28 protein-coding genes are annotated in these 23,172 nt (G+C 58.0%); 8 read left to right on the plus strand and 20 right to left on the minus strand.

Annotation, left to right across the window (positions count from 1 at the left end):
- Nucleotides 1-13 precede the first annotated feature (13 nt).
- On the plus strand, nucleotides 14-1,450 hold the full coding sequence (locus tag ACYQ54_RS26045; RefSeq protein ID WP_460087640.1) for an aldehyde dehydrogenase family protein: 1,437 nt from the start codon (nucleotides 14-16) through the stop codon (nucleotides 1,448-1,450).
- Between the two features lie 7 nt (nucleotides 1,451-1,457).
- Nucleotides 1,458-1,937, plus strand: a complete 480-nt coding sequence (locus ACYQ54_RS26050; RefSeq protein ID WP_460087641.1) for a deoxycytidylate deaminase — start codon at nucleotides 1,458-1,460, stop codon at nucleotides 1,935-1,937.
- Nucleotides 1,938-1,977: 40 nt separating this feature from the next.
- Here ACYQ54_RS26050 and ACYQ54_RS26055 read toward each other — a convergent pair whose 3' ends face one another.
- From ACYQ54_RS26055 to ACYQ54_RS26065, 3 genes are all read right to left on the minus strand, one after another.
- Nucleotides 1,978-2,454: a VOC family protein gene (locus ACYQ54_RS26055; protein ID WP_460087711.1), complete on the minus strand. Its 477-nt coding sequence runs from the start codon at nucleotides 2,452-2,454 to the stop codon at nucleotides 1,978-1,980.
- Between the two features lie 94 nt (nucleotides 2,455-2,548).
- On the minus strand, nucleotides 2,549-3,223 hold the full coding sequence (locus ACYQ54_RS26060) for a glutathione S-transferase family protein (protein WP_460087642.1): 675 nt from the start codon (nucleotides 3,221-3,223) through the stop codon (nucleotides 2,549-2,551).
- On the minus strand, nucleotides 3,220-3,945 hold the full coding sequence (locus ACYQ54_RS26065; protein WP_460087644.1) for a DUF1428 domain-containing protein: 726 nt from the start codon (nucleotides 3,943-3,945) through the stop codon (nucleotides 3,220-3,222). The genes ACYQ54_RS26060 and ACYQ54_RS26065 overlap by 4 nt, the downstream gene beginning before the upstream one ends.
- A gap of 100 nt (nucleotides 3,946-4,045) precedes the next feature.
- Here ACYQ54_RS26065 and ACYQ54_RS26070 point away from each other — a divergent pair, with 100 nt between their 5' ends.
- Nucleotides 4,046-4,705, plus strand: a complete 660-nt coding sequence (locus tag ACYQ54_RS26070) for a winged helix-turn-helix transcriptional regulator (protein ID WP_460087646.1) — start codon at nucleotides 4,046-4,048, stop codon at nucleotides 4,703-4,705.
- A 26-nt stretch (nucleotides 4,706-4,731) separates the two neighbouring features.
- On the opposite strand, the gene ACYQ54_RS26075 is transcribed toward ACYQ54_RS26070, so the two are convergent.
- From ACYQ54_RS26075 to ACYQ54_RS26155, 17 genes are all read right to left on the minus strand, one after another.
- Entirely contained in the window at nucleotides 4,732-5,031 is a 300-nt protein-coding gene (locus ACYQ54_RS26075) for a CcdB family protein (RefSeq protein WP_460087648.1), read from the minus strand.
- Nucleotides 5,031-5,264 (minus strand): type II toxin-antitoxin system CcdA family antitoxin, encoded by a 234-nt coding sequence (locus ACYQ54_RS26080; protein WP_460087650.1) that lies wholly within the window; start codon nucleotides 5,262-5,264, stop codon nucleotides 5,031-5,033. Before ACYQ54_RS26080 ends, ACYQ54_RS26075 begins: the two co-directional genes overlap by 1 nt.
- A 198-nt stretch (nucleotides 5,265-5,462) precedes the next feature.
- The gene (locus ACYQ54_RS26085; RefSeq protein WP_460087652.1) at nucleotides 5,463-6,212 is read right to left on the minus strand and encodes a DUF1194 domain-containing protein; all 750 of its coding nucleotides are present in this window, start codon (nucleotides 6,210-6,212) and stop codon (nucleotides 5,463-5,465) included.
- 314 nt (nucleotides 6,213-6,526) lie between these two features.
- Entirely contained in the window at nucleotides 6,527-7,282 is a 756-nt protein-coding gene (locus ACYQ54_RS26090; RefSeq protein WP_460087712.1) for a Crp/Fnr family transcriptional regulator, read from the minus strand.
- Nucleotides 7,283-7,287: 5 nt separating this feature from the next.
- Complete coding sequence (locus ACYQ54_RS26095) at nucleotides 7,288-7,845, minus strand: c-type cytochrome (RefSeq protein WP_460087654.1); 558 nt, start codon at nucleotides 7,843-7,845, stop codon at nucleotides 7,288-7,290.
- Nucleotides 7,846-7,952: 107 nt separating this feature from the next.
- Nucleotides 7,953-8,486, minus strand: a complete 534-nt coding sequence (locus ACYQ54_RS26100; RefSeq protein WP_460087657.1) for a copper chaperone PCu(A)C — start codon at nucleotides 8,484-8,486, stop codon at nucleotides 7,953-7,955.
- Nucleotides 8,487-8,498: 12 nt separating this feature from the next.
- Nucleotides 8,499-9,095 (minus strand): SCO family protein, encoded by a 597-nt coding sequence (locus ACYQ54_RS26105; RefSeq protein ID WP_460087658.1) that lies wholly within the window; start codon nucleotides 9,093-9,095, stop codon nucleotides 8,499-8,501.
- 4 nt (nucleotides 9,096-9,099) lie between these two features.
- Nucleotides 9,100-9,954 carry an ABC transporter ATP-binding protein gene (locus ACYQ54_RS26110; RefSeq protein WP_460087659.1) on the minus strand — a complete coding sequence of 285 codons (855 nt, stop codon included), beginning with the start codon at nucleotides 9,952-9,954 and terminating at the stop codon, nucleotides 9,100-9,102.
- Nucleotides 9,951-10,667 carry a hypothetical protein gene (locus ACYQ54_RS26115; RefSeq protein ID WP_460087660.1) on the minus strand — a complete coding sequence of 239 codons (717 nt, stop codon included), beginning with the start codon at nucleotides 10,665-10,667 and terminating at the stop codon, nucleotides 9,951-9,953. Before ACYQ54_RS26115 ends, ACYQ54_RS26110 begins: the two co-directional genes overlap by 4 nt.
- The gene (locus tag ACYQ54_RS26120) at nucleotides 10,664-11,623 is read right to left on the minus strand and encodes an ABC transporter permease (RefSeq protein ID WP_460087661.1); all 960 of its coding nucleotides are present in this window, start codon (nucleotides 11,621-11,623) and stop codon (nucleotides 10,664-10,666) included. The genes ACYQ54_RS26115 and ACYQ54_RS26120 overlap by 4 nt, the downstream gene beginning before the upstream one ends.
- 193 nt (nucleotides 11,624-11,816) lie before the next feature.
- Nucleotides 11,817-13,193: an ABC transporter substrate-binding protein gene (locus ACYQ54_RS26125; RefSeq protein WP_460087663.1), complete on the minus strand. Its 1,377-nt coding sequence runs from the start codon at nucleotides 13,191-13,193 to the stop codon at nucleotides 11,817-11,819.
- Nucleotides 13,194-13,598: 405 nt separating this feature from the next.
- The gene (locus ACYQ54_RS26130; protein ID WP_460087664.1) at nucleotides 13,599-14,135 is read right to left on the minus strand and encodes a TlpA family protein disulfide reductase; all 537 of its coding nucleotides are present in this window, start codon (nucleotides 14,133-14,135) and stop codon (nucleotides 13,599-13,601) included.
- Nucleotides 14,129-14,932 carry a GntR family transcriptional regulator gene (locus tag ACYQ54_RS26135; protein ID WP_460087665.1) on the minus strand — a complete coding sequence of 268 codons (804 nt, stop codon included), beginning with the start codon at nucleotides 14,930-14,932 and terminating at the stop codon, nucleotides 14,129-14,131. The genes ACYQ54_RS26130 and ACYQ54_RS26135 overlap by 7 nt, the downstream gene beginning before the upstream one ends.
- Before the next feature lie 42 nt (nucleotides 14,933-14,974).
- Complete coding sequence (locus ACYQ54_RS26140) at nucleotides 14,975-15,928, minus strand: HEAT repeat domain-containing protein (protein WP_460087668.1); 954 nt, start codon at nucleotides 15,926-15,928, stop codon at nucleotides 14,975-14,977.
- Between the two features lie 10 nt (nucleotides 15,929-15,938).
- The gene (locus ACYQ54_RS26145; RefSeq protein ID WP_460087669.1) at nucleotides 15,939-16,172 is read right to left on the minus strand and encodes a 4Fe-4S dicluster domain-containing protein; all 234 of its coding nucleotides are present in this window, start codon (nucleotides 16,170-16,172) and stop codon (nucleotides 15,939-15,941) included.
- Between the two features lie 21 nt (nucleotides 16,173-16,193).
- Nucleotides 16,194-17,930, minus strand: coding sequence for a fumarate reductase/succinate dehydrogenase flavoprotein subunit (locus ACYQ54_RS26150; protein ID WP_460087670.1), 1,737 nt, complete (start codon nucleotides 17,928-17,930; stop codon nucleotides 16,194-16,196).
- 66 nt (nucleotides 17,931-17,996) lie between these two features.
- The gene (locus ACYQ54_RS26155) at nucleotides 17,997-18,347 is read right to left on the minus strand and encodes a gamma-butyrobetaine hydroxylase-like domain-containing protein (protein WP_460087671.1); all 351 of its coding nucleotides are present in this window, start codon (nucleotides 18,345-18,347) and stop codon (nucleotides 17,997-17,999) included.
- 182 nt (nucleotides 18,348-18,529) lie between these two features.
- Between ACYQ54_RS26155 and fdxA the strand changes: the two genes are divergently transcribed.
- The 5 genes from fdxA (at nucleotide 18,530) to ACYQ54_RS26180 (ending at nucleotide 22,453) form a co-directional block, all read left to right on the plus strand.
- Nucleotides 18,530-18,856: a ferredoxin FdxA gene (gene fdxA / locus ACYQ54_RS26160; RefSeq protein ID WP_460087672.1), complete on the plus strand. Its 327-nt coding sequence runs from the start codon at nucleotides 18,530-18,532 to the stop codon at nucleotides 18,854-18,856.
- A gap of 71 nt (nucleotides 18,857-18,927) precedes the next feature.
- Nucleotides 18,928-19,743 carry a ferredoxin--NADP reductase gene (locus tag ACYQ54_RS26165; protein WP_460087673.1) on the plus strand — a complete coding sequence of 272 codons (816 nt, stop codon included), beginning with the start codon at nucleotides 18,928-18,930 and terminating at the stop codon, nucleotides 19,741-19,743.
- Nucleotides 19,740-20,762 (plus strand): YeiH family protein, encoded by a 1,023-nt coding sequence (locus ACYQ54_RS26170; RefSeq protein ID WP_460087675.1) that lies wholly within the window; start codon nucleotides 19,740-19,742, stop codon nucleotides 20,760-20,762. The genes ACYQ54_RS26165 and ACYQ54_RS26170 overlap by 4 nt, the downstream gene beginning before the upstream one ends.
- 532 nt (nucleotides 20,763-21,294) lie before the next feature.
- The gene (locus tag ACYQ54_RS26175) at nucleotides 21,295-21,765 is read left to right on the plus strand and encodes a hypothetical protein (RefSeq protein ID WP_460087677.1); all 471 of its coding nucleotides are present in this window, start codon (nucleotides 21,295-21,297) and stop codon (nucleotides 21,763-21,765) included.
- Nucleotides 21,766-22,177: 412 nt separating this feature from the next.
- A complete protein-coding gene (locus ACYQ54_RS26180) occupies nucleotides 22,178-22,453 on the plus strand; it encodes a hypothetical protein (protein ID WP_460087678.1) in 276 nt (91 codons plus the stop codon).
- Nucleotides 22,454-23,172 lie beyond the last annotated feature (719 nt).

Genomic DNA, 23,172 nt, shown 5'->3' on the forward strand with positions numbered 1-23,172 from the left:
ATCGGAACTCCCAATGACGAAACATGACAATCTGATCGGCGGCAAATGGCTGCCTTCCGAAAACTATTCCGAAAACCGCAATCCTTCGAATACCGATGATGTCGTCGGCCTGTTTGCACAGGGCAGCGTTGACGATGTCGACGCCGCTGTCACCGCAGCGCGCAAGGCGGCGCCAGGCTGGGCGGCGGCGACGCCGCAGGCCCGTCACGATCTTCTGGAAGCGGTCGGGCGCAAGCTGGCGGAACGGGCGGAGGAATTCGGCCGCCTGCTGTCGCGCGAGGAAGGCAAGACACTGGCAGAAGGCATTGGGGAAACAATGCGGGCCGCCCAGGTGTTCAAGTTTTTTGCCGGGGAAGCCCTGCGCGTGAGCGGCGACCTGCAGGCCTCCGTGCGGCCGGATATCGACGTTGAGGTCACGCGCGAGCCGGTCGGTGTCATCGGCCTGATCACCCCCTGGAATTTTCCCATCGCCATTCCCGCCTGGAAGGCGGCTCCGGCGCTGGCATATGGTAATTGCGTCGTCCTGAAACCGGCGGATCTGACGCCCGGCTGTGCACATGTCATCACAACGCTTCTGGATGAATGCGGCTGCCCGCCCGGTGTCTTCAATCTTGTCATGGGCCGCGGCTCTGTCGTTGGCGAGGCCATTGTCACCCACCCGGATATAGATGCGATTTCCTTCACCGGGTCCGTCGCCACGGGCAGCCATATCGCAGAGGTCTGCGGACGACTGAAACGCAAGTGCCAGCTTGAGATGGGCGGCAAGAACCCGATGGTGGTGCTGGATGATGCCGATCTGGATGTCGCCGTTTCCGCGTGTCTTAACGGGACATTCTTTTCCACGGGTCAGCGCTGTACCGCGTCCTCGCGGATGATCGTGCAGGCGGGCATTCACGACGCTTTCGTTGAAAAGCTGCAAGCAGCGATGCTTGCCTTGAAGGTCGGGGATGCGCTTGATCCCGCTACCCAGATTGGTCCGGTGGTCGACGAAAAACAGCTCACCTCCAACCTAGCCTATGTGGACCTTGCCCGGAAAGAAGGTGCGCAGGTGATTGGCGGAGAGCGGCTCGAACTTGAATTGCCCGGCTTTTTTCAGGCTCCTGCCCTGTTTCTCGAGACAACCAATTCCATGCGTATCAACCGGGAAGAGATTTTCGGCCCATGCGGATCCGTCATCAAGGTGGCCGATTTCGAGGAAGCCATTGCCGTCGCCAATGATACCGAATTCGGCCTGTCGGCGGGTATCTGCACCACGAGCCTGAAACATGCCCGCGACTTCAGGCGGCGTGTCAGGGCTGGTATGGTGATGGTGAACCTGCCAACCGCCGGTGTTGATTTTCACGTTCCCTTCGGAGGCACCAAGGGGTCGTCTTTCGGTCCGCGCGAGCAGGGCCGTTATGCAGTGGAGTTCTTCACCACGGTCAAGACCAGCTACCTGTTTGCAGGCTAGGAGAAGCATGGTGAACAGCAATTCCGGCAAATGGCGTGACCGGTTTCTCGGCCTGTGCGATCACATCGCGCAGTGGTCTGAAGATCGCGACTTCAAGGTGGGCGCGGTCATTGTCGGACCTGGCCAGGAAATCCGCGCGACAGGCTACAACGGCCTGCCGCGCGGTATCTCAGGCAATGACGAGACCCGTCTCGACCGACCGAGCGGCGAGAAGTTCTTCTGGGTGGAACACGCAGAACGCAACGCGATCTACAATGCAGCCCGTGCCGGCGTTGCCCTTTCCGGCTGCACCATTTACGTCAACCGGTTTCCGTGCGCCGACTGTGCCCGCGCGATCATTCAAAGCGGGCTTTCCTGCGTGGAATGCCCGCCCAGGCCATCACATGACGGCAAGTTCGACCACAGTTTCGAGGTGTCCGAAGCCATGCTCGAGGAAGCCGGGATACAATTGTCACTTGCCGAACCGCCTTCCGGTGGTTTGAGCTGACGCAGCTGTTTTCAGGAGAGTAGACCCGTTCCCGTGAGGGTCAGCCGCCCCGGCGGGCCGCTTCGATGGCAGCTACGTCGATTTTCTTCATCTCCATCATTGCGCCAAAGGCGCGCTTTGCTTCGCTGCCGCCGGCAGCCAGGGCTTCCATCAGCGTGCGCGGGGTGATCTGCCAGGAAATGCCCCATTTGTCCTTGCACCACCCGCAGGCGCTTTCCTCGCCGCCGTTGTCGACAATGGCGTTCCAGTAACGGTCGGTTTCTTCCTGATCTTCGGTCGAGACCTGGAAAGAGAACGCTTCGCTGTGCTTGAATGTGGGTCCTCCGTTCAAGCCGAGACAAGGAATGCCCAGCACGGTAAATTCCACCGTCAGAACGTCGCCCTCTTTCCCGGACGGGTAGTCGCCGGGAGCGTGGTGGACGGCTTTCAGGGCACTGTCTGGAAAGGTTTCAGCGTAAAATCGTGCCGCGGCCTCGGCGTCTTTTACGTACCAGAGGCAAATCGTGTTCTTTGCAATCGACATTGTTTTCAGTCCAGCAGTTCTGGTGTCGATCCGATAAGGCTATGGAAACCCGGAACGACGGAATATTGGCTATTGTTTCGATGTCGTGTCAGCCGGTGCTGCGTTGTGCTTGGGCGACGTCTGCCGCCTGCCAATGCTGCATGTGATCCGCCATGGCCTTCTGGAACGCAGGCCGGGAGGTTGCCCGCTCGACATAGGCTGCAAGGCGCGGATAACCGCCCAGAGCGTCTTCTGCCGCGACCACGCGCAACACTTCCACCATGGTGATGTCGGCGATGCTGAAGTCACCCGCGAGCCACTCGCTGTCGCCAAGAGCCTGCTGGAGCGCTGCCAGTTTGGCATCAACGTTGGCCTTGGCATGGGCCGTGACGTCGGCTGCCGGGGGAGGGCCGAAAAATTCCGGCACCCGCTCGGCGAGGATCATGCTGACCCAGTGCATCACCGACAATTCAACCGTGTTCAGCGCGGCAAACAGCCATTGCCAGATCTCGGTCTTTCGTTCCTCCGGCAGCAATGGAGTGCCTTCGCAAAGATAGACAAGGATCGCCCCGCTTTCGAAAAGCGTCTGTTCGTCGTCCTTGATCACCGGCACTTGCGCAAATGGCTGCATTTTGCGGTGGTCCGCGCTCTTGGGATGTGCGGGCACCGTTGCCACCTCGTAGCTGCAGCCGATTTCCTCCAGGCCCCAACGGACCCGCAGGTCTCGCACGAACCCGCGTGGAAACTCCGGCAGCCAGTCGTAGGTATAGAGTGTCAGTGTCATGCCGCTTTCTCCGAGTCGAACAGCGGATCGAAGCCGGCCCACATCATTCGCATGCCGTCGAAAGGCATTGCCGACAAATCCATGTCCGCCATGCCCGCTTCCATTTCTTTGGCGGCGGCATCACATGTGGCCCGGTCCGGCCATGCGACCCAACTGAAGACGGGAACTTCCGTTTCTTCCACCTTTGAGGCGCGATAGAAGTCGGTCTTCTGGCCGCGCGGAACATCCGTACCCCAGTTTTCGATCATTCCCAGGGCCCCGAATTTCTCGAACATTTTCCAGCCTTCGTCCGCCATCTCGGTATAGGCCTGCTTGTTCGTCTCGGGCACTGCCAGAAGAAACCCCTGATAATAGCCAGCATCGCTGTGCCTGCCTGCCTCATAGACGGGGGAAAACCCGCCGAAGATCATCCGGCTGCCGTCGAACGGCATTTCCGGAATTTCCTTCATGGCGGGATCGTTCTGCATCTTTTCCCAGGAAGCGTCGGCCGCAGCCTTGTCCGGCCATTCGATCCAGGAAAACACGATTGCCTCGTCTTCCTTCGCGTCGACGGCGCCATAGAAGTCCGTGACCTTGCCCTTCGGGACGTCAACTCCCCAGGTCTCGACCATGCGGGTGGCGCCATAGGACTTGAACAGCGGCCAGGCAGCGGCGATGTGGTCGGCATATTTCTGCTTGTTTGCGGCCGGAACAGCCGCTACCGCACCTGTGAAATAGGACATGGCGATCATTTCCTCCTTTTTGTCGGGATGATGGGAACATCCCGGTTGCAGCAATATCGTGACAGCGTTAGTATGAAAAAACAACTGCCAGTATGAAAAAATGACCAAAGAGACAAAAACAGCAACGCGCCTTCGTTATGACGAGGGGTGCCTGGCCGCCCACGCCCTGAACCTAATAGGCGACAGGTGGGCTCTGCTCGTTGTGCGCGAGCTTATGTTTTCAGCAAAACGCTTTCAGATGATCCGCGCCGGATTGCCAGGCATAACCGCCAGTGTTCTGACCGGCCGTCTGGCACAACTCGTTGAAGTGGATGTTGTTGATCACGATGATCGGCTGGGGGTGTATTCCCTGACGGAGGCGGGCCATGCCCTGTTGCCCGTGCTGGAGGCGCTCTGCCGTTGGGCGTTGCTGGTGCCCGGTCATGACCCGACGCGTTTCATCAGCCCGTCTGCCTTGATGATATCCATGGGTGTCAACGTCGTTCCGGAGGCCGCGGCGCAAAAGGACGCCCTTGCCGGGTTCGATTTCAATGGCGAGGCATTCGAAATGCAGGTGATCTCCGGCAAGGTTCTCACCAAGGCAATTTCCCGTCCCGATGCACCCTTTGTCCTGTCCGGCAATGGCAACCAGATGGCCTCGGCCGTCTATGGTTCCGTACCGCTCGCGGATCTGATCGCCAAAGGGGTCGTTGATGTCGCTGGAGACGTTTCCCTTGCTGCGGATTTCGTTTCACGGTTCAAACTGCAGCGAAAGACCTGAGACGGCCGAAGCCGCGTCGACGGCAATCAGAACCCCTGGAACAGGGTGTCCAGAGCACGGGTGATTTCGGCAAAATGCTCGTCCAGGCTGCCGAGCGGGTCACCCAGCTGGGAAATGGACACGGCGGCGAGGAATTGGGTTGCCATCACGTATTGCTCACCCTTCCAGCCGAATATCGGGTTCAGGTAGGCTGCGGGTGTCGGGGCTCGTGATTTTGGCAAAAGCGGCACGACGACGCGTGTGTTCAGGCTTTCCAGAAGGTCTGCCTGAACATCCAGCACCAGAACGTGATCCGGTTTCAGCCGGTAGAGCAGATTTCTGGCCATTAAAACAGGCGGCTTGTCTCAAGCGGCAGCCCGTGTTCCTCGACAAAGTCGTTCGAGCTGTTCAAGGCCGCCCGGTTTTCCAGTTTCCAGCGTTCCGCACGGGCTTGTGATACCGCGCGCCGGATCCCTTCTTCCGCCGCCTGGGAAATATTGACGCCCAGTTCCTTTGCGGAACCGACAAGGGACATATCAATCGTCAAATTTGTCGCCTTGCGAGCGTGAACGCGTGCCATGCTGTTTCCAAACCAGTCAAGTTGCTGGAAGTAATTGTAGGCACGTTATTACGCAGTTTCAATGCGCATGATTCATGCGCATTGAAACTGTTGAAAATTATAGACGTCTTTCGAAGGGGCGGCTCGTGGTGATGGTTCGTTCCGGGAAACGCGCCGCCAGGACTCAAAGCTCTGAACGCTATATTCTCGCAGGTCGGTTTACGGGCTGGAGCTGTAGAGCCTCGTCAGATATGGACATGTCTCGAATGTACAGCCAAGTCCGGCGACGGGCGCACCAATCTCTCGAAGAAACTTGAGCCGCATTGCCCGCGCAAAATCTGGGAAGTCCTGGGCTGTAATGACGAAGGCACCGGGACCGCCAATGAGATGTCGACGAAAATGGCGCGTGATGTTGACCGGATCTTCCTCAATGGCCAGCCCATTTATGACGATACCTTTGGCGATCATCCTGTCGCGCGTTTGCTCGAGCATCGGCACGTCGTCAGCATGACCATTGCCGGAAACGTCAATCACCTGACGCACCGCAGGAATGGGGGCTTGTTCAAGCATCGTCCCGGCAAATTCGACACCTGCGTGTATCATGGTGTTGCCGCCGGCGAGCTTGCGAGGCATTGCCACGACTTTTTCTGCCAAGGCATCAATGTCGCGTTTGTCGCGCAGGTGTGTCCACTCCAGCGCTATGGCCTGGTGCCTGATGCTTGCCCACTGCACGATGGCAATATTGATGCCGCCCGGTGCCCGGGTGATGGCCGCCTGCACATCTCTGTCCCTCAGAGCGACTGACATTCCCGTTCGCTGCAACTCGAATTCAGCGTCATTGACACTTGCTGAAGCATCAACAGCCAGCACCAGATTGAGATGCGAATTCGTCTGGGCTGATGTTGGGTTCGTGATTGCGAACAGGAAAAGGCCCGTAAAAAGCAATACAGCTGTCGCAAAACGGCACAAGACGCTCTCCCACCCGCAAAATCGCCATGCCGATCAGACTGAGGCGCCTCACAATGCGCTTCGTCAAGTTCGCTATGGCGGACATTCATTTCATTGGCCAGGAAAGGAGGTTCAGCATTTGATTTCCTTGCCAAGGGGTCCATCAAAGGAAGCCGTGATTGATCTTTCAATGCAACAAACGGTGAGGTGCCAGATTTGATCGGCAAATCTGCGAAAGGTCGACATGGTGAGAATTCGCGTGTTAGGCGGCGAACGGCTGATCGAAGCACACCGCCCGCAACCTTCAACACCAACTTTGCGTGGGCACGGGATGATCAGGACGCCAGGCTGTGCAGAATAGCGTAGTTTTCGACCGTAAGCCTGTTTCTGCCAACAGATATCAGCCCCTTCTTCTGAAACTTGTCCAATGTCATCGTAACCCATTGCCGCGTTGAGCCGACGATGGCGGCAAGATGTTCGTGGGTGATCTTTTTCTCTATCACCAGCCGATTGCCTTCCGGGCGGCCATGCGTGTCGGCAAGAATGATCAACAATTGCGCAAGGCGCTCCGTGACCGAGCGCGTTCCAAGCATCTGGACAAGAGCGGAATAGCATTTTCCCTTGGCGACGAGACCGTTGATGATGCAGATCGCGAAGGACGGCATCGTGTCAATCAACTGGCGGATGCGTGCACCGGTCAGATAAAGAAGCTCCACGTCTTCCTGCGCATCAGCCGACCACATGTGTGTGCCGCCGCCGAAGATTTCCGGGCCACCCACGAAATGACCTTCGGTCCAAAGGGCCAGGGTGATCTCCCGGCCTGACGGGCCGGCATAGAAGGTCCGCACGGTGCCTTTTTCGATCAACCAGATACCGCTGTGCCGATCACCCTGAAAGAACACGCCTTCGCCTTTCGCCAACCGGACCACGGAGCCTGCTGACCTGACCACGGAAAGATCCGCATCGCTCAGACGGCTGAGAAAATCGGCTCCTTCATCCAGATCCGACAGGACTTCGCTCAGATAAACGGCAGAGACCCGATCCGGAGCCTCGACCGCCTGTTCCTTCATAGTGTTCGGGTCACGCAGCATCTTGTTCACGGTGTCCTCTCCGGTCTCTCCTGGGCGGCGATATAGGCCGCAAGGTCTGATATGTCCTTGTCGGAAAGCTGTGACGCGATTGCACGCATCACACCTTCCGGATCGTTGGTGCGGTTGCCCTCCCTGAAATCCGAAAGCTGCTTGATCAGATAGTCCTCATGCTGCGCTTCGAGCCAGGGGGCCAGCGGCATTGCGGGATCGATCGTTCCGTGGCACGACAGGCACGCCGGAACCGTGCCGCGCCCGGCCTGGAAAAACGCTTGTGCGTCGCCGGTATCGTTTGCGTCTTCTGCCGGTTCTGGCGGCGGCGGTGGCAGCGCCGAGAAATAGGCCGCGATAGCCGGCAGGTCCGCCAGCTCGACCTCGCTCGTGATCGTCTGCATCTGGCCGCGGTCATTCTCCCGCCGTGCGTCGTGGAAGTCCCTGAACTGCTTTTCGATATAGGCCTTTCTTTGGCCGGCCAGTTTCGGAAACCTCGCCATCGCACTGATGCCGTCAAGCGAGTGGCACAAGCCGCAGGTCTCCCAGGGCTGCATGCCGGTCGTATCGATCATGTCCGCCTCAACAGGGAGCGTCCCTGTCGCCATGGTCAAGGCCAGACCAAGCCTGGCAATGACTGTCGACCGTCTCACAATCTTTGAACCGTCATGCACCATCGACTTCAATTCATCTTCATGTGGCCGTGATCGTGAGTGTCTCCCGATACTTCCCCTGGCGTGACGACATCGACCGGGACCTCGAGCTCCGTTCCCGAGCCGAACCGAAGGGTCAGCATGAACCGATCACCGGGCTTGAAGGTTGCCTTGGCCCCCATCAGCATGACGTGCAGGCTGCCGGGTGCGAACGTCACGTGCTCCCCATGCGGGATCGTAAGCTGCGCGACCGGTTCCATCGTCATCAGTCCGTCCGCCATGGCAGTCTTGTGAATATGGGCCATCGCGAAGGCCGGGCTTTCGACAGCAACGAGATCACAGTCGGTGCTGCTGTCGTTTTTCAGGGTGAAATAGACTGCCGACGTCTTGATGCCCGGCGCTGCGGCTGGTGACATCGCGTGCGAGACGACAAGCCCGTCAACCTCTGCAGGCATGTGGTCATGGCGGTCTTCCGCAAAGGACACTGCAAGCCCCAGCCACCAGACAGTGAAAACGGTTGCAAGACAGGAAATTCGGATGCGGCGTTTGTTCCATGCGGTCATATCGGCCTCCTCTCAGTTCAGAGTTTCCAGTCCGCGCATATGGCGGAACAGGTAGGTTGCGGTATTCGTCGGATGAAACGGCGGGCTGATCTTGGCTGAGACCTGGCCGTTTGGATTGATCACGGTGACTGCGGCGCTGTGGGTGACGTCGTATGCATTGTCTTCGGGCCCGGATTTCTCCAGCCGGTAGAACCCGTCGATGCTCTCCACCAGCTTGTCGACTTCCGTCCGTTCTCCGGTGATGCCGGTAAAGGAAATGCCGAAATGCTTGACGTAATCCGCCAGCACGTCTCGATCCCGCTCCGGGTCGACGGCCAGGAACACTACCTCGGGCAGATTGTCCGGCGTAACGAGCTGCGACAGTTCGGTGCGCACGGCCTCCAGGTTGGCAAGCGTGAAGGGACAGACGTCCGGGCAATTGGTGAAGCCCAAAAACAGGAGCGTCCACCGCCCCTTCAATTGCTCCTGAGTGAAAGGAGTCCCGTCCTGCGCTGCGAGGGAAAAACCGGCGACTTGTACCGGCTCGTCGAGCACAACGCCCTTGACCCCCTGCGCGGAGGCGGTGAACGAAAGACAGATCAGCACAAGGCCAAGTAACAACCGAGACATGACTTCACCTGTTCTGCTGTTCGAAGGCTCTGAGGCTTTCTGCGCGGATCTGCTCAAGGCAGATCTTCTTCAGCGCCATGAATTCCGAACCCGTGGCCATGGCCGGGTCGCGCGGACGCGGCAGCGTGACATGCAGGTCGTCAATGACGGAGCCGGGGCTGGCGCTCATGATGAGTACCCGGTCGGCCAGGAAGATCGCCTCGTCCACATCGTGGGTGACGAACACAACGGTGATGCCGAATTCGCTCCAGATCGACAACAGGTTCTCCTGCATCATCAGCCGGGTCTGTGCGTCGAGTGCGCCGAAAGGTTCGTCCATCAGGAGGACGGAAGGGTAGTTCGCCAGGGCGCGGGCAATGCCCACGCGTTGCTGCATGCCACCGGAAAGTTCCGCGGGGTATTTGTCCGCAAACTTCGACAGTCCGACCATTTCCAGAAAAGTGTTGGCAATGGAACTGCACTCGACGTTGCTCCGCCCGGCAACCTTGGGGCCGAAGGCGATGTTGTCGCGAATGGTTTTCCAGGGAAACAGCGAATACTGCTGGAACACCATGCCCCGGTCCGGCCCCGGTTCCGTGATCGGCTCGCTGTCGACCAGCACCCTTCCGCTGGACGGTGCTACATAGCCGGCAATGGAGTTCAGGAGGGTGGACTTGCCGCATCCGGACGGACCGAGGATACAGACGAATTCACCCGGCTTGATATCGAGTGATGTTCTGGTGACCGCCTGATTGGCCGAAGCGCCCTTGCCGAAGACGATCTCGACATCCTCGATAACGATGTGGCCACAGTCCTTTTGGGCCAAAGCTTGCGACCGGTGCGGAATATGTTCCTTCAGGGAAACAACCTGAGTGTTCATGCATGCACTCCTTTTGTGGAGGAAATCTTTCGCTCACGACCCGCTGTCTGTTGGTCTGTCGGGTGACCTGGAACCGGTTCGGCGAGAACGAGCATCGTCACCGCCAGCATCAGATAGCCGGCGGCCGACAGGTATGGTCCAAGCGGTTCGATCCAGAAGGACGCCGGCACGCTCAAGCCAAGCATCGACAGTCCGACGATCCAGCTCGGCGTGGCGCAGCAGACGACCCAGCTCATGGTTGCTGACGTGAAGGCGACGAACCCGGCGCCCAGCCCGGACGCGGCACTCGCCTGCAGGCGCTTGCCGCTGGAACAGCTCCGCCTTGACCGAAGCAGCAGGATGTTGGCCGAAAGAAGCGCAGTCAGCACCAGAACCAGGAAAACCTTGTAAGGAAGGATATTCAGCGCCCACTCGGAAATGCCGTGACCGAAGTCGTAGTTCATGTAGCCGATCTCCAGCAGGTACTCCTGGGCGACGATCGGCGGCACATCTGAAAACGAGGGTGTCGAGCGGTAGATCTTCCAGACGCTTGCCGGCCAGTTGTAGAAGGTCACGTAGTTCGGCAAGGCACCGAAGCGGACGATCAGCGCCGCCAACAGCAACGCGTAATAGCTGGCTGCGAAGACAGCCGTAAGCGTCAGCCAAAGGCCGAACCGGGAGCGGACAGTGCTGACAGCCGTCCTCAGCCGCAAGACAGGCAACAGAGCCATCATTTCGCTCTCTTCTGCCAGGCAAGCAGAGGCTGCATGACCAGCCGCACCGCATAGGTGGACAATGTTCCGAGCCCGCCGATCACAAGCATTCCGACGACGATGTCGGGATAGTTGATCAGCGAATAGGCGTTCCAGGTGAAATAGCCGATGCCGTACTGGCCGGAGATGATTTCACCGGCGAGGAGCGAGAACCAGCTTACGCCCATGCCGATGGCAAGGCCCGCCGCAATGCTGGGCAGAGCCGCAGGCAGGATCACATGCCAGAAGATCTGCAGTCTTGATGCACCGAGCGACTTTGCTGCGCGCACAAGCACCTCCGGCGTCTGTTCGACGCCATGCAGCGTGTTGAGCACAATCGGAAAGAGCGCGCCCAACAGGGTGATGTAGATGATCGAGGCTTCTTCCGTCGGCCACATCAAGATAGCCAGCGGGATCCAGGCAACTGCCGGGATTGGTCGCAGGACCTCGATATACGGATAGATCAGGGACCGGGCGAGCTTAGAACGCCCCATCAGCACACCTGCCAGGATGCCGATCACTGCTGCGGTGATATAGCCGATCAGAATCCGCTGCATCGACACGGCGACGTGGACATAGAAGTCGGTTTCGCCCAGATGGCTCCAGAAGACCGTGAACACTTTTTCCGGCGAGGGAATGTTTTCGAAATTGATGTAGAAGTCGAGCTTGTAGGCGGTCGCGAAGTGCCACAGGACAATGCCGGCGCCAAGCGAGATCATGCTCAGTGTGATGCTGAACGCATTCTTTTTCAGGAAAACGGCTCCGTTGGACAGACAAGTCTGAACCGCCCTGAGAACGTCGCCGCCAGACAGGCCTTCGGAATGGCCGGGCGCGTCCGTGAACCCGGCACGGTCTTCTTTGCCTTGAACGGGGTTTGATGGTGACGGCTCACGAACCTTTTCGTCAGCCACATTCGCGGCCTGACCCAGATTACTCATTCAACTCTCCCTCGCGAGAACGTCGTCCGGACAGGGACGGGTCGTTCTGAAATTCCTCAACCGATCGATTTTCCGCATTCTTGAGGTGGCAGTTGAACGCAGGTGGATCGGAACTGCAGCTGGCCCGAGCTAAGCAGGCCGCAAACGGTCGGGCCGGGTGCCGCAGCTCTCGCCGCGGCACCACAAACTCCAACTATTCAGACGGTACGAAAGCCGCGACTGCGGTCGGCAGGTCGATGACATGCCCCTTGACCTCGGCGGCGTAGCTTTCGGCATCCGGCTTGCGCAGGAAGGTCTCGTAGGAGCCGTCCGCGCCCAGGACGAAATAGGCGGTCTTGCCGAAGAGCTTCAGGCCGGTTGCCTTGTCGTAGACATAGGTAGCGTTCAGCTTGGCGCCGGTTCCCTGAAACTCCGCGACTGCCTTGAGCAGCTCCGGCAGGGTCTCGTATTCGAGAATGCCGTCACGCGAGTGCCAGATCTCCACCGGCAGGCCTGCGTTTGCGGTTTCCGGATCGACGACCTTCGTCTTGTCGGCTTCGTAATCCATGCCGAGATCCGCATAGGCGGCCTTGATGTAGTCTTCGGTGATCCACTCGTCGAAATCGAGCGGCGGGATCGCCTTTTCCTTCACCAGGACAGTGTGATCGAACTTCAGGGCGTCGATCCAGGCGTCCTTGATGGTCGGATCGAGCGTCAGGTGGCCGCCATTGGAGAAGTAGATGTAAAGAACCTCCTTCTCCACCCCGGTCCATTTCTCCATCAGGTCGACCGCTTCGCTCGGGTTCTCCTCAATCCACTTGCCGGCTTCGATGACGGCCTTCAGAAAGGCCGTGACGACCTCCGGATATTCCTCGGCGAAATCCTGGCGGACCACGACACCGTGAAGATAGGGAACCCCGGCTTCACTGCCGTCATAGATTTTCCTGCCGGTGCCGCGAAATTCCATGATTTCCGACCAGGGACAGAAATCGGAATGCGCATCGATCTTGCCGGCGGCAATATTCGCCGCGCCGACGGCCGGGCTCTGGTTCTTTAGGGAGACTTCCTCGGTGATGCCGTTATCCTGCATCGCCTTCAGCAGCATGCCCCAGGCCGCGGACCCGACCGGTGTCGAGACGGATTTGCCCTTCAACTGGTCGAAAGAGTAGATATCGCTGTCCGCGGGAACGACGACGGCGTTGCCGCTGCCTTTCAGGTTGTATCCGGTCCCAGCAACATAAAGGGTGCGCAGGGAATCCGTTTCCTGGAACTTCGCGCCATTCACGATGAGCGGATAATCGCCCATGACACCGATGTTGAGCTTGTTGGCCAACATCTGGTTCGTGATCGGCCCGCCAGAGGAATAGTCTGCCCATGTGATGTTGTATTCAGCGTCCGCATAGGCTCCCTCCTTGGGCAGGAATTTCTCCAGGAGCTTCATTTCCTTCACCACGATACCTGCGGTGTAGGTGTCGGTGCACATGCTCTGGTGACCGATCGCTATGTCGATGGTCTTGGCCAATGCAGGAATGCTGGGGAGTGCGACCGCCAGAGCGAGCCCCAATCCAAATCCAAGTGTTGTCTGCTTCATAACCTTCCCTCAAGTAGTGCCGCCTATCTCAGGACGGTTTTATTGGCGCAAATGCCGTGCCAGCTTTCAGGAAGGGATTTCCAATTTCGATATAAGTTATTGAAATAGTTTGGCATTTATCTGAATTGCCGATTGGCTGTCATGACCGGAACAAGACGTCTTGGTACCAGAACGCTTATCCATGTTGCAGTTTGCGTGCTATTTGTGCATTGCGGCAAGCTTAGATCTAATACAAGTTTGGAAAACATGTATTAGATGATCATGTTTGCTGAGCGGAAAAAGACGATGGTCGGAAGCGCTCACGTTGAATGAGGCTCTTTTTCTATCTGAGAATTTGAAGAATGACGGAAACCCCCGCCTGAATGAAATCAGGCAGAACTGAATACTTCAGTTCTATGGTCCGGATCAGCTCAAGGACTTGAGCCCGGAAATCATGGCTGGCGCGTCCCAGACCCTTTCGCCGATAGCACCATAGATCACCTTGCCGGCACCATCCAGTACGTAGGTGACGGGCAAACCCCGAATGAACCACTTGCTTGCCAGCTCGGATTTTCTGTCCAGCAAAACCGGCAAGCCCTGGTGGTCAATCTGCTCCATGAACCTGCGGACCTTCTCTTCCGCGTCACCGACATTCACCGCCAGAACGGCAAATTGATCGTGGTGCAGTTCCCGGCTGAGGCGAGCCAGGGCCGGCATTTCCTTGCGGCAGGGCGGACACCAGGTCGCCCAGAAAGAGACAATCACGGTCCTGCCGCGGTAATCCGCGATCCTGTGAACGGTTCCCGAGAGGTCAGGTACACCCAACTCCGGCGCATCGATTGAGATTGGAGGCCTGGCGAGACCCAGTGACCGGAAATCGGCTTCGGCCGCGAAGGCCGGCGTGATTGCGGCCGCGGTTGCGGCCAGGCCACCCAGAACGTATCGCCGGTTCACATTCACCATCGCGGGACCCTGATCTTGAACTGGTGGCAATCGGGACGGACGAACAGGTGTTCGTAGTCTATCGGCTTGCCGGATGCGTCATAGGTAAGACGTTCGGTCCGGATCACGACATCATGCTCCTTCACGTTCAGAAGCTTGTTCGTTTCCGGTTCGGCCGGACCGACAGTCATCGTGATATCGGCAAATCCGATTTCGATACCGAGCTGGTTTTCGATCAGTGCGAAAATATCCATGTGAGGCAGATCGAGCTCGAGGAGCCTCTTTCCGATACCAATCGGGAAATAGCTTACATCGATGCTCATGGCCTCTTCTGCAGCAATGCGAACGCGTCGTATCTTGACCAGCTCTTCGCCGCGTTTGAGGTTGAGCGCCGCCGCTGCCGAGGCCGGAGCAGGCACAACCCCGGCAAAGAGGACTTCCGACCTGGTTTCAACACCGAGTGGCGCCATCAATTCGCCGAAGCCCTGCAGGCGACCCAGATCCTGGATTGCCTGGAGTGTGCAGACGAAATAGCCCTTGCCCTGGTGTCCGATGATAAGGTTGGCGTCCCTCAATACATCAAGGGCCAGCCGGATGGTGACCCGGCTGACCCCGAAACGTTTCATCAGGACGCTTTCACTCGGAAGATAGCTTCCAGGCGGAAAATCCCCCGCAAGAATGGACTCCATCAGCGAATTGGCAATTTCCTGATATTTCGGCTGCCGGGAAGAGGCGTTGGTGGGCGGGCAGCTGTCCGACAGACGGTTGCCGTCATGCGCCTTCTTCCGGTCCTCCTGCCGTTCTGCCAGCCTGACCACGGTGAGCCTCTCCCCTTGCCGAAATGCTGCTATGCAGCATTGTTACTCAATTTGCGCCAAAGCCCAACGAACATTTTTGCGAACGTCCGGATCCGGATCGTCCACCAGGCTTTCCAGGTAAGGCAGAGCGGTTCGGTCGGCGATCTCACCGAGCGCCGCAGCTGCTTCCTTGCGCAAGTTCGAGGTCTGCTCGTCAAGCTGTGCGCCGATGCTGGGCACCGCTTCAACCACCCGCAGTTTGCCGAGGCTGCGCACGGCCTTGACGCGGACCTGCCAGAAGGGGTCATCGAGCAGGGCTATCAATTGCTGTGCTTCGGTTTCCATGGCGAACTTGCCAAGAACCTCCGCCGCGATCTCCCGAACCGCCCAATGATCGTCCTTGAGAGCTGCCAGCAAGGCGTCCTTGGCGTGTGAGGATTTGGAAAAGGCCAGGGCACCGACCGCGGTGCGCCGAACCTCCGGGTCCTCGTCACGGCAACTGGCGATAAGCGCGGGCAAGGCCTCTTCCGCTTTCAGATATCCCACCACGCCGAGGGCCTGGATGCGGACAGCAGCGACCGGATCCTTCATGCCTTCAATGCCATTGGCAAGTGCGTCGTGTCTGCGAAGCTGTTTCAGGCCAAGAAGCGCGCCTTCCCTGACCTTTTCGTTTTCATGGCCAGTCAATGCCATCAGCGGTTCTGCCGCCGTGGGATCCTTCAGCTCGGAGAGACTGTCCGAAGCTGCCTGGGATACTCTGCGATCAGCATCCTGCAACGCCCGACACAGGGCAGTGGATGTTTCAAGACCGTCGAATTCGCCTAGCGCGATCGCGGCCTGAAGGCGAACCTCTGCGCTTTCGTCGCCAATCGCCCTTGCAATCAGCGGAATTGCTTCGGGAGCCGCCGTATCGGCAAGTTCCATCACCGCTACGCGACGGACGGCGGGATCCGGATCCGACAGTTTCTCATCCAGATCCTCAAAATCGCTTTCGTTTTCGAAGGGTTCAAATACCATCGGTCGCACCTCAGCGTAGCAGATAAGGGATGTTGACCGTGACGGCGTTGGTCGGGCAGTCCGCCTCGCACGGCATGCAGTACCAGCACTCGTCGTATTTCATGTAGGCCTTGCCGGTCAGGTCACTGATGCGCAGGACATCCAGCGGACAAACATCGACGCAGACCGTGCAGCCCTTGTCGGCGATGCATTTGTCCTCATCAACGATCACGGGAACGGTTGTCGGCGTATTCGCAATTGGCATGAGTGTCTCCGTGCTTTCGTATCAGGCCTGGGCGGTAATGCGTTGTTTGTAGTAGGCGTCCTTCTCATCCTCGGCGATCGGGATGATGTAAGGGGCGATGTCCTTTTTCTCGCAGGTCATGGATCCATCCTGCTTGGAAAGCAGCACATGGCATTTCCAGTCCGCATCGTTCGAGCCCGGATAGTCAGAACGCCAGTGATAGAGCCCCCAACGGCTTTCCGTGCGGTAGAGCGACGCGTAGGCGGCCATGTCCGCGCAATCGAGAATGCTGGTAACTTCCATGGAGCGCATCAGCTCGTGCGCGTCCCGGGCCATCATCTGGGTTTCCATGTCCTCGCGGACTTCGGCAAGGCGTGCCTGACACAGTTCGTATTTTGCGGTCACCTTGGGTGGCTGCAGATAGTCGTTCACCAGACGGCGGATCTTGTATTCGATCTGGTTCGGCGGAATTCCGTCATCCCGTTTGGTTGGCGCCAGAACACGCTCCTGCTCGAGCCGGATCGCAGCCTCGTCGAAATCGTCGAAATCGACGTCGGCTGCGAACTCGATGGCGTGTTCGCCCGCAATCGCACCGTTAGTGAACGCACCCAGCATATAGTTATGCGGGACGCTCGCCATGTCTCCGGCGGCATAGAGACCTGGCACGGTGGTGCGGGCGAATTCGTCGACATAAACTCCTGAGGCCGAGTGCCCGGAACAGAAGCCGATTTCGGAGATGTGCATCTCGATCATCTGTTCGGAGTATTTCGTTCCGCGCTGCTCGTGAAAGCGGCCGCGGCTCGGCCGCTCAACCGTGTGCAGGATATGCTCGATATGATCGGCGGTATCCTTGTGCAGATGGTTGAGCTTCAGGAATACAGGTCCCTTGCCGGACTGCAGTTCGTTGTAGAACTCCTGCATCATCTGGCCGGACCAGTAGTCGCATTCGATGAAACGTTCGTTTTTCGAGTTGGCCGTATAGCCCCCGAAAGGACCCGCCACATAGGCGCAGGCGGGACCGTTGTAATCCTTGATCAACGGATTGATCTGGAAACACTCCAGATTGGCCAGCTTGGCCCCGGCATGATAGGCCATCGAATAGCCTTCGCCGGAATTCGTCGGGTTCTCATAGGTACCGTAAAGATAGCCGGATGTCGGCAGACCCAGCCGGCCGGCAGCCCCCATGCACATGATGACCGCCTTTGCCCTGATCACCAGGAACTCGCCGGTACGGGTGTTGACCGCGATCGCCCCCGCGGCGCGGCCTGACTTGCCGGTCAAGAGCCGGGTTGCCATGAAGCGATTGGAAATCAGGACACGCGCCCGGCGCAACTGACGGTAAAGCGCTTTCTTGACCGTGTCGCCGTTTGGCATCGGCAGGACGTAGGTTCCCATGTGGTGAACCTTCTTGACGTCGTATTCGCCGTTTTCGTCCTTCTGGAAACGGATGCCGAACTGGTCCAGTTCCTCGATGATCGAATAGCAGTTCTGGGCATATTTGTAGACAGCGGCCTGGTCGACGATTCCGTCGTTGGCGATGGTAATTTCCTTGGTGTACTGCTCCGGTGTCGAATGGCCGGGGATGACGGCGTTGTTGAGCCCGTCCATACCCATGGAAATCGCACCGGAGCGTTTCACATTGGCCTTTTCCAACAAGATGACCTTGGCATCCGGGTTTTTCTTCCGGGCCCTGTAGGCCGCCATCGGTCCGGCGGTTCCGCCGCCGATCACCAGCAGGTCGCAATCAACTTCATTCAATCCTGCACGAAGGTCATCCATGCCCGTCTCCACTTTCTCCAGCAATTGAAATCAGACTAGAGCCGGCGTCTCCGGCAAGTCGGTCAACTAATTGCCCTTCAGAAAATCTTCCGGTGTCAGCGTGCGCTGTTTTCCTGAAACCTGCACTGTTCCAGCCAGGTCATGCAGATAGGCCCAGGGGTAGATCCCGCGGTCGTAGCCATCGGAAAACACCACGTTGATCGCGTAGGCGCCGATGGGGCGAAGCGCACTGATTTTCAGGTCCTGTGACGCTGGAACTTCCAGCCCGGATAGACGCAATTTCTTGCTGCGTGCCGACTGGCTGCTGTCGCGCAGGAAGGGCGCGGAAAAGAAAGTTTCCAGATTGTCGTGCCAGGTCAGCTTCAAACCCGCGCCGTCATCGGTCACACGGATTTCCTTGGGGCTCTCATGCGTCATCAGCCGTTCGGCCGCGGGAAGCTGTGATGGCAAATCTGATTGGGTCGGTATCACGGTATTGGTTCCTTTCATCTGCTGAAACCAACACACCACAGGCCCTGTTTCGCCAATAGCAACTAATTGACCGACAATCGGGGCAGGGCTCGCAATAACGACGACAGTTCATCAATCCGGAGGGGCCCATGACCTTTGTCGTCACCGAAAACTGCATCAGGTGCAAATATACCGATTGCGTCGAAGTCTGCCCGGTCGACTGTTTTTACGAAGGCGAGAACATGCTCGTCATCAATCCGGACGAATGCATCGATTGCGGTGTCTGCGAACCGGAATGTCCCGCCGAGGCCATTTTGCCGGATACCGATCCTGAAGCGCAGAAGTGGCTCGATCTCAATGCCAGGTATGCAGCCTTGTGGCCGGTGATTACCGAGAAGATCGACGCCCTGCCTGATGCCGAGGACTGGAACGGCGTGGACGGCAAACTGGAACAGTTGAGCGAAAAAGCCGCCTGACGCCATTTTTGGCCGACCTGCCAACGCCGGCCACCGGAACATTACATCCGACACAACCGAGAGAGCCCGCCATGAATGTCATGACCCGCCCGGAAGAGCTGGAAGCCTGCGCGCCTGCTGGCACCTTCGTAGAGACCGTTACCAAGGTCACCCACTACACCGACCGCCTGTTCCACTTCCACATGACGCGCCCGTCCGGTTTCCGGTTCCGGTCAGGCGAATTCGTCATGATCGGGCTGATGGTCGATGGCAAACCCGTGTTTCGTGCCTATTCGATCGCAAGCCCCTCCTGGGCGGAGGACATGGAGTTCTTTTCCATCAAGGTCCCGGAGGGGCCGCTGACGTCGCATCTCCAGAAAATTCAGCCGGGCGATGCGGTCCTGATGCGCAAGAAACCGACCGGAACGCTGGTGAACGATGCGCTCACCCCCGGCAAACGCCTCTACATGTTTTCCACGGGTACGGGGATCGCCCCCTTTGCCAGCGTGATCCGTGACCCGGAGACTTACGAAAAGTTCGACGAGCTGATCCTCACCCATTCCTGCCGGGACGTGGCGGAACTGAAGTATGGCCAGGACCTGGTGGCCGCGGTCAAAGCGGACGAGATGCTGAACGAGCTCTTCGATACCTCGAAACTCACTCTCTACAATTCGGTCACCCGCGAGGCCTATCCTTATCGCGGCCGGATCACCGACCTGATCGAATGCGGAAAGCTCTTTGATGATCTGCAGGTGCCGGCACTTGATCCGCTCACCGACCGCGCCATGATCTGCGGTTCGGCAGCGATGCTCAAGGACACAAAGGCACTGCTGGAAAAGGCAGGTTTGACCGAGGGGGCAAACAACAGGCCGGCGGAGTTCGTTATCGAACGTGCGTTCGCCGGATGAATCCTCGGTCTTTGTCCGGGGTGATGCCCGGGCTTTTTCTGTGTCTTGCAATCAGTCTCCTGGCGATCGGACTGTGCCAGCTCGGAAGTTTTCTGACAGGACGGCGACTGATCGATCCGTTTACCGGAGCGATCCTCCTTGGCATCTGTATCAGGACCTTTGCCTTCATTCCTCCGGCCTGTGCCTCCGGCATCCGGTGTGGCACGATTTCGGTGCTTGAGATTGCTGTCGTACTCCTGGGCTTTTCGCTGAACTTCAGCCTCTTTCAAGGCGACAACATCGCATTCGTCGTGACCGTAATGGTGATGGTCGGCTGCATGATCCTGGCTGGGTTCACGATCTGCCGGGCGGTCGGTTTGCCGGAAGACCTGTCTGTCCTCATCGCCTGCGGAAATGCCATTTGCGGAAATGCGGCAATTGCCGCAGTCGCTCCTGCGGTGCGGGCAGGCAACGAGGATGTGGTGGCGGCGATCACCTTCAGTTCGATACTTGGGGTCCTGTTTGTCCTGATATTGCCAGTTCTCGCCCCTTTCATCGGACTGAACGCCTTCCAGTTCGGGACGTTCGCCGGCCTGACGGTCTATGCCGTTCCCCAGGTCGTCGCGGCAACGGCGCCAGTCAGCATGGTAAGCGCTCAAGTTGGCACCACGGTCAAACTCATGCGGGTGCTGATGCTGGTTCCTGCGGTCTTGCTTGCACCGCTTCTGTTGCGAAATCGTGCCAGGCCTGGCCCTGCGCATGGAAAACCGCGCTTTCATCTCCTGAAGGTGCTGCCCTGGTTCATTCCAGCTTTCCTGCTGGCATCGGCTCTGAACAACATGGGCTACGTGCCGCCATCTGTCGGAACCTGGACGTCGGAGCTGTCGCGTGGGCTGTTCGTGATGGCCATGTCAGGGCTGGGCTTGAGCGTTGATTTGCGCCGGCTGATGAAGATCGGGCCCGGTTTGATCCTGGGCGTCACCCTGAGCCTGGCGATGCTGGCCGCGGTCAGTTTTCTGTTCGTGTGGCTTCTGGCTTGAGGGAAGAGGCCGAATAAAGGCCGCAGAGACATCTCGGCATAACTGGCGGCTTCTTCGAACTCACAGCCAACGATAATTCACGTGCAGGCGAGCGTCATTATGGCAAAGCAGCCTGTACAGCAGGTAAAGCGGATACACAGTCACAAGGGCGGTTTTGACACCGGAGCTGCGAAACGGCGGTCACCTTTTTTGAGTGAAGAGGTTTTCCGGTCACCCGGCTTTTGACGGATCGTGACCGGTTTTTCCGGTGCCGACGGATAGAGCATGCAACGTCGCCCTCACGACGTTGCTACGAGCGTTTCGGCCTCCTTTAAACCGTAATTTGGGATCAGTTTGGCTGGGTGTGGTGTAAGGGTTGCCTGGTCCCTCCATTGGAAGCAACGCACATCGTGCCATCCGATTTTCGTTTCGGCCAGATGTGCCTTCTAAACGATCAAGGTCAAAACCAGAGCAAAACGCAATCTCCAGTCGTGCCGAATACGGATCGAAGACATTTCTTCTTTCTTTCGGGCGCCAAAACAGGGCGCGAAAAATGCAGACCATCTTTAAACATCTGAGCATCGATTACATCAAACACCTGCCCCTTTGGAGCCTTGGCCGGAATGTGCTGCCCGAAATTGCGAGCGCTGCAAATGATGTCGGATCCTCGAAAGAGGAAAAGACACCTCCTTATGGAAGTTGCTGGGTCCTGCCGGATGGTGCGCCGCCTGCAGCATTGCCGCGCCTGATGGGTCAGCACCAGGCGACCCGAGTCGAGTTGGCGGCGGCAGAGATCTCGAGGCAGGTGGACGACGAGAAATCTTTCATACATGGTTCCATGCACAGCGCCTATGGAAAGCGCGTCGAAATTGATGGCACCTGGACTGTCTACCATGTCTTTTCGGGCGTCCCCGCCGAAATAAACGGCCGGATGCTGGACGGCATGAGTGCTGCCGAGGCTACGGAGTACGTCTTGAGGGCAAACGCCGGCAACGCAAAGCGCCGTCTCGGTTTAAGTGTCTGAATTTCGATCAACTGGGTGAGGACCCGTTTTGCGCAGGCAAATTCCTGAAGGAGAACCACGCGCAATTCTGTGAATGAGGGCGATACTTGTTCCCGGGTCGGTTCGGTCTGCTGGCTCATATCTGGACGTCGGCGGCCCTGGCCTGGAAGCTTCCCCATCCATCAAAGCAGTCAGGTTTTCCGGAAAAGTATTGCAGGTCCAGATATTTACGAGCCTTCAATTGTCGCGCCGTCATGAAATCAGGTGTGAGCGAAATTTCAGACATCTTTTCGCCCGGCGCTAACTTCGATCAACACGCCGTAACATTGCCCCACGTAAGTTTGTGAAGGGGAGGGGTGCAGTGCGTCCCCCGAAATTCACGAAGCTCTACAGGCTGCGCGAGCCCGGTTCGCTCATCAGAGAAGGTCAGATAATGAGCACTCGATCAACCAAATCGATGGTGACGTTTTTCCACCCCTTCTTCCTGTCCGGCGATACCAGGAAACTGCCCGCCGGAGACTATGAGGTCATTGTGGAGGAGGAGACCCTGCAAGGATTGAGCTTTTTTGCCTACCGGAAGACAGCAACCTACCTGATTGTGATAGGAACGGGCCAGAACGCAGGGAAGCCGGAAAAGCGCAAGATTTCCGGCGATGATCTGGAAGCAATGCTGAGCGGAGACAGGGCCCCTCCAGAGAGCCTCATGTAAATTGGGGTGATGCTGTCACGGCTGAAGGGTGCAGCAGTCAGTTGCTGGCTCAATATAACCCTGCTTTGCAACCGCCATCCCTCCTGACTTCGGTATCCTTGAAAACAACACGGCCGCGGCTTTGCACCCGTTTTCAGCCACCCCAAGGCGCACGATCAGGAGCCTGTCCAGGACGTTTGATGAGAAAATCGCTGGCCGAAGAAACGCTGCGCTTGATGGGCCTGTAAACCGACAAACCCAGTATCACCTGTCGCAGAACCTGGAGCATCCTGTGTCCTGACAAGCACTGGATGCCTCATCCCATTGAAGTGACCGGCTTCTGGTTATTCAAACGCGCCTGATTGCGGAGCCTCTGGTTTGGCTTGCGAGCAGATCCTTGACTTCCTGGGCAAGGCTGGCGGAATCAAACGGCTTGGAGATGACGCCAATTGCTCCCAGGTCGAGCAAAACAAATCAGGTGTCCAACAGTAAGTATCGGTCACCCTTTCATCGCCGGGATCCATTTGGTCAACTTGCGTCAACTGCAGTTACGCTGCGGCGTTGGCGCAATCGCACTAACCTGAGCTAGCGGCCGGTGCGAACCCGGATCTGGCTGCCGCGATGGTGGCCGTCTCCCGGGGAAACGCACAGTCTCGTCCGGAAAATCACGAAAGTTCCGGCATCAATTGACAAGCCGGGCAGGAGAACAGCCTGATCGATAGTACTATTGTCGCAGGATC

The organism is Roseibium sp. LAB1 (assembly GCF_054658235.1).

Coding starts and splice junctions, on each gene's coding strand:
- ACYQ54_RS26045 (WP_460087640.1), top strand. CDS start 14: ATGACGAAACATGACAATCTGATCGGCGGCAAATGGCTGCCTTCCGAA.
- ACYQ54_RS26050 (WP_460087641.1), top strand. CDS start 1,458: ATGGTGAACAGCAATTCCGGCAAATGGCGTGACCGGTTTCTCGGCCTG.
- ACYQ54_RS26060 (WP_460087642.1), bottom strand. CDS start 3,223: ATGACACTGACACTCTATACCTACGACTGGCTGCCGGAGTTTCCACGC.
- ACYQ54_RS26065 (WP_460087644.1), bottom strand. CDS start 3,945: ATGTCCTATTTCACAGGTGCGGTAGCGGCTGTTCCGGCCGCAAACAAG.
- ACYQ54_RS26070 (WP_460087646.1), top strand. CDS start 4,046: ATGACCAAAGAGACAAAAACAGCAACGCGCCTTCGTTATGACGAGGGG.
- ACYQ54_RS26075 (WP_460087648.1), bottom strand. CDS start 5,031: ATGGCCAGAAATCTGCTCTACCGGCTGAAACCGGATCACGTTCTGGTG.
- ACYQ54_RS26080 (WP_460087650.1), bottom strand. CDS start 5,264: ATGGCACGCGTTCACGCTCGCAAGGCGACAAATTTGACGATTGATATG.
- ACYQ54_RS26090 (WP_460087712.1), bottom strand. CDS start 7,282: ATGCTGCGTGACCCGAACACTATGAAGGAACAGGCGGTCGAGGCTCCG.
- ACYQ54_RS26095 (WP_460087654.1), bottom strand. CDS start 7,845: ATGATCGATACGACCGGCATGCAGCCCTGGGAGACCTGCGGCTTGTGC.
- ACYQ54_RS26100 (WP_460087657.1), bottom strand. CDS start 8,486: ATGACCGCATGGAACAAACGCCGCATCCGAATTTCCTGTCTTGCAACC.
- ACYQ54_RS26105 (WP_460087658.1), bottom strand. CDS start 9,095: ATGTCTCGGTTGTTACTTGGCCTTGTGCTGATCTGTCTTTCGTTCACC.
- ACYQ54_RS26110 (WP_460087659.1), bottom strand. CDS start 9,954: ATGAACACTCAGGTTGTTTCCCTGAAGGAACATATTCCGCACCGGTCG.
- ACYQ54_RS26115 (WP_460087660.1), bottom strand. CDS start 10,667: ATGATGGCTCTGTTGCCTGTCTTGCGGCTGAGGACGGCTGTCAGCACT.
- ACYQ54_RS26120 (WP_460087661.1), bottom strand. CDS start 11,623: ATGAGTAATCTGGGTCAGGCCGCGAATGTGGCTGACGAAAAGGTTCGT.
- ACYQ54_RS26125 (WP_460087663.1), bottom strand. CDS start 13,193: ATGAAGCAGACAACACTTGGATTTGGATTGGGGCTCGCTCTGGCGGTC.
- ACYQ54_RS26130 (WP_460087664.1), bottom strand. CDS start 14,135: ATGGTGAATGTGAACCGGCGATACGTTCTGGGTGGCCTGGCCGCAACC.
- ACYQ54_RS26140 (WP_460087668.1), bottom strand. CDS start 15,928: ATGGTATTTGAACCCTTCGAAAACGAAAGCGATTTTGAGGATCTGGAT.
- ACYQ54_RS26145 (WP_460087669.1), bottom strand. CDS start 16,172: ATGCCAATTGCGAATACGCCGACAACCGTTCCCGTGATCGTTGATGAG.
- ACYQ54_RS26150 (WP_460087670.1), bottom strand. CDS start 17,930: ATGGATGACCTTCGTGCAGGATTGAATGAAGTTGATTGCGACCTGCTG.
- ACYQ54_RS26155 (WP_460087671.1), bottom strand. CDS start 18,347: ATGACGCATGAGAGCCCCAAGGAAATCCGTGTGACCGATGACGGCGCG.
- fdxA (WP_460087672.1), top strand. CDS start 18,530: ATGACCTTTGTCGTCACCGAAAACTGCATCAGGTGCAAATATACCGAT.
- ACYQ54_RS26165 (WP_460087673.1), top strand. CDS start 18,928: ATGAATGTCATGACCCGCCCGGAAGAGCTGGAAGCCTGCGCGCCTGCT.
- ACYQ54_RS26170 (WP_460087675.1), top strand. CDS start 19,740: ATGAATCCTCGGTCTTTGTCCGGGGTGATGCCCGGGCTTTTTCTGTGT.
- ACYQ54_RS26175 (WP_460087677.1), top strand. CDS start 21,295: ATGCAGACCATCTTTAAACATCTGAGCATCGATTACATCAAACACCTG.
- ACYQ54_RS26180 (WP_460087678.1), top strand. CDS start 22,178: ATGAGCACTCGATCAACCAAATCGATGGTGACGTTTTTCCACCCCTTC.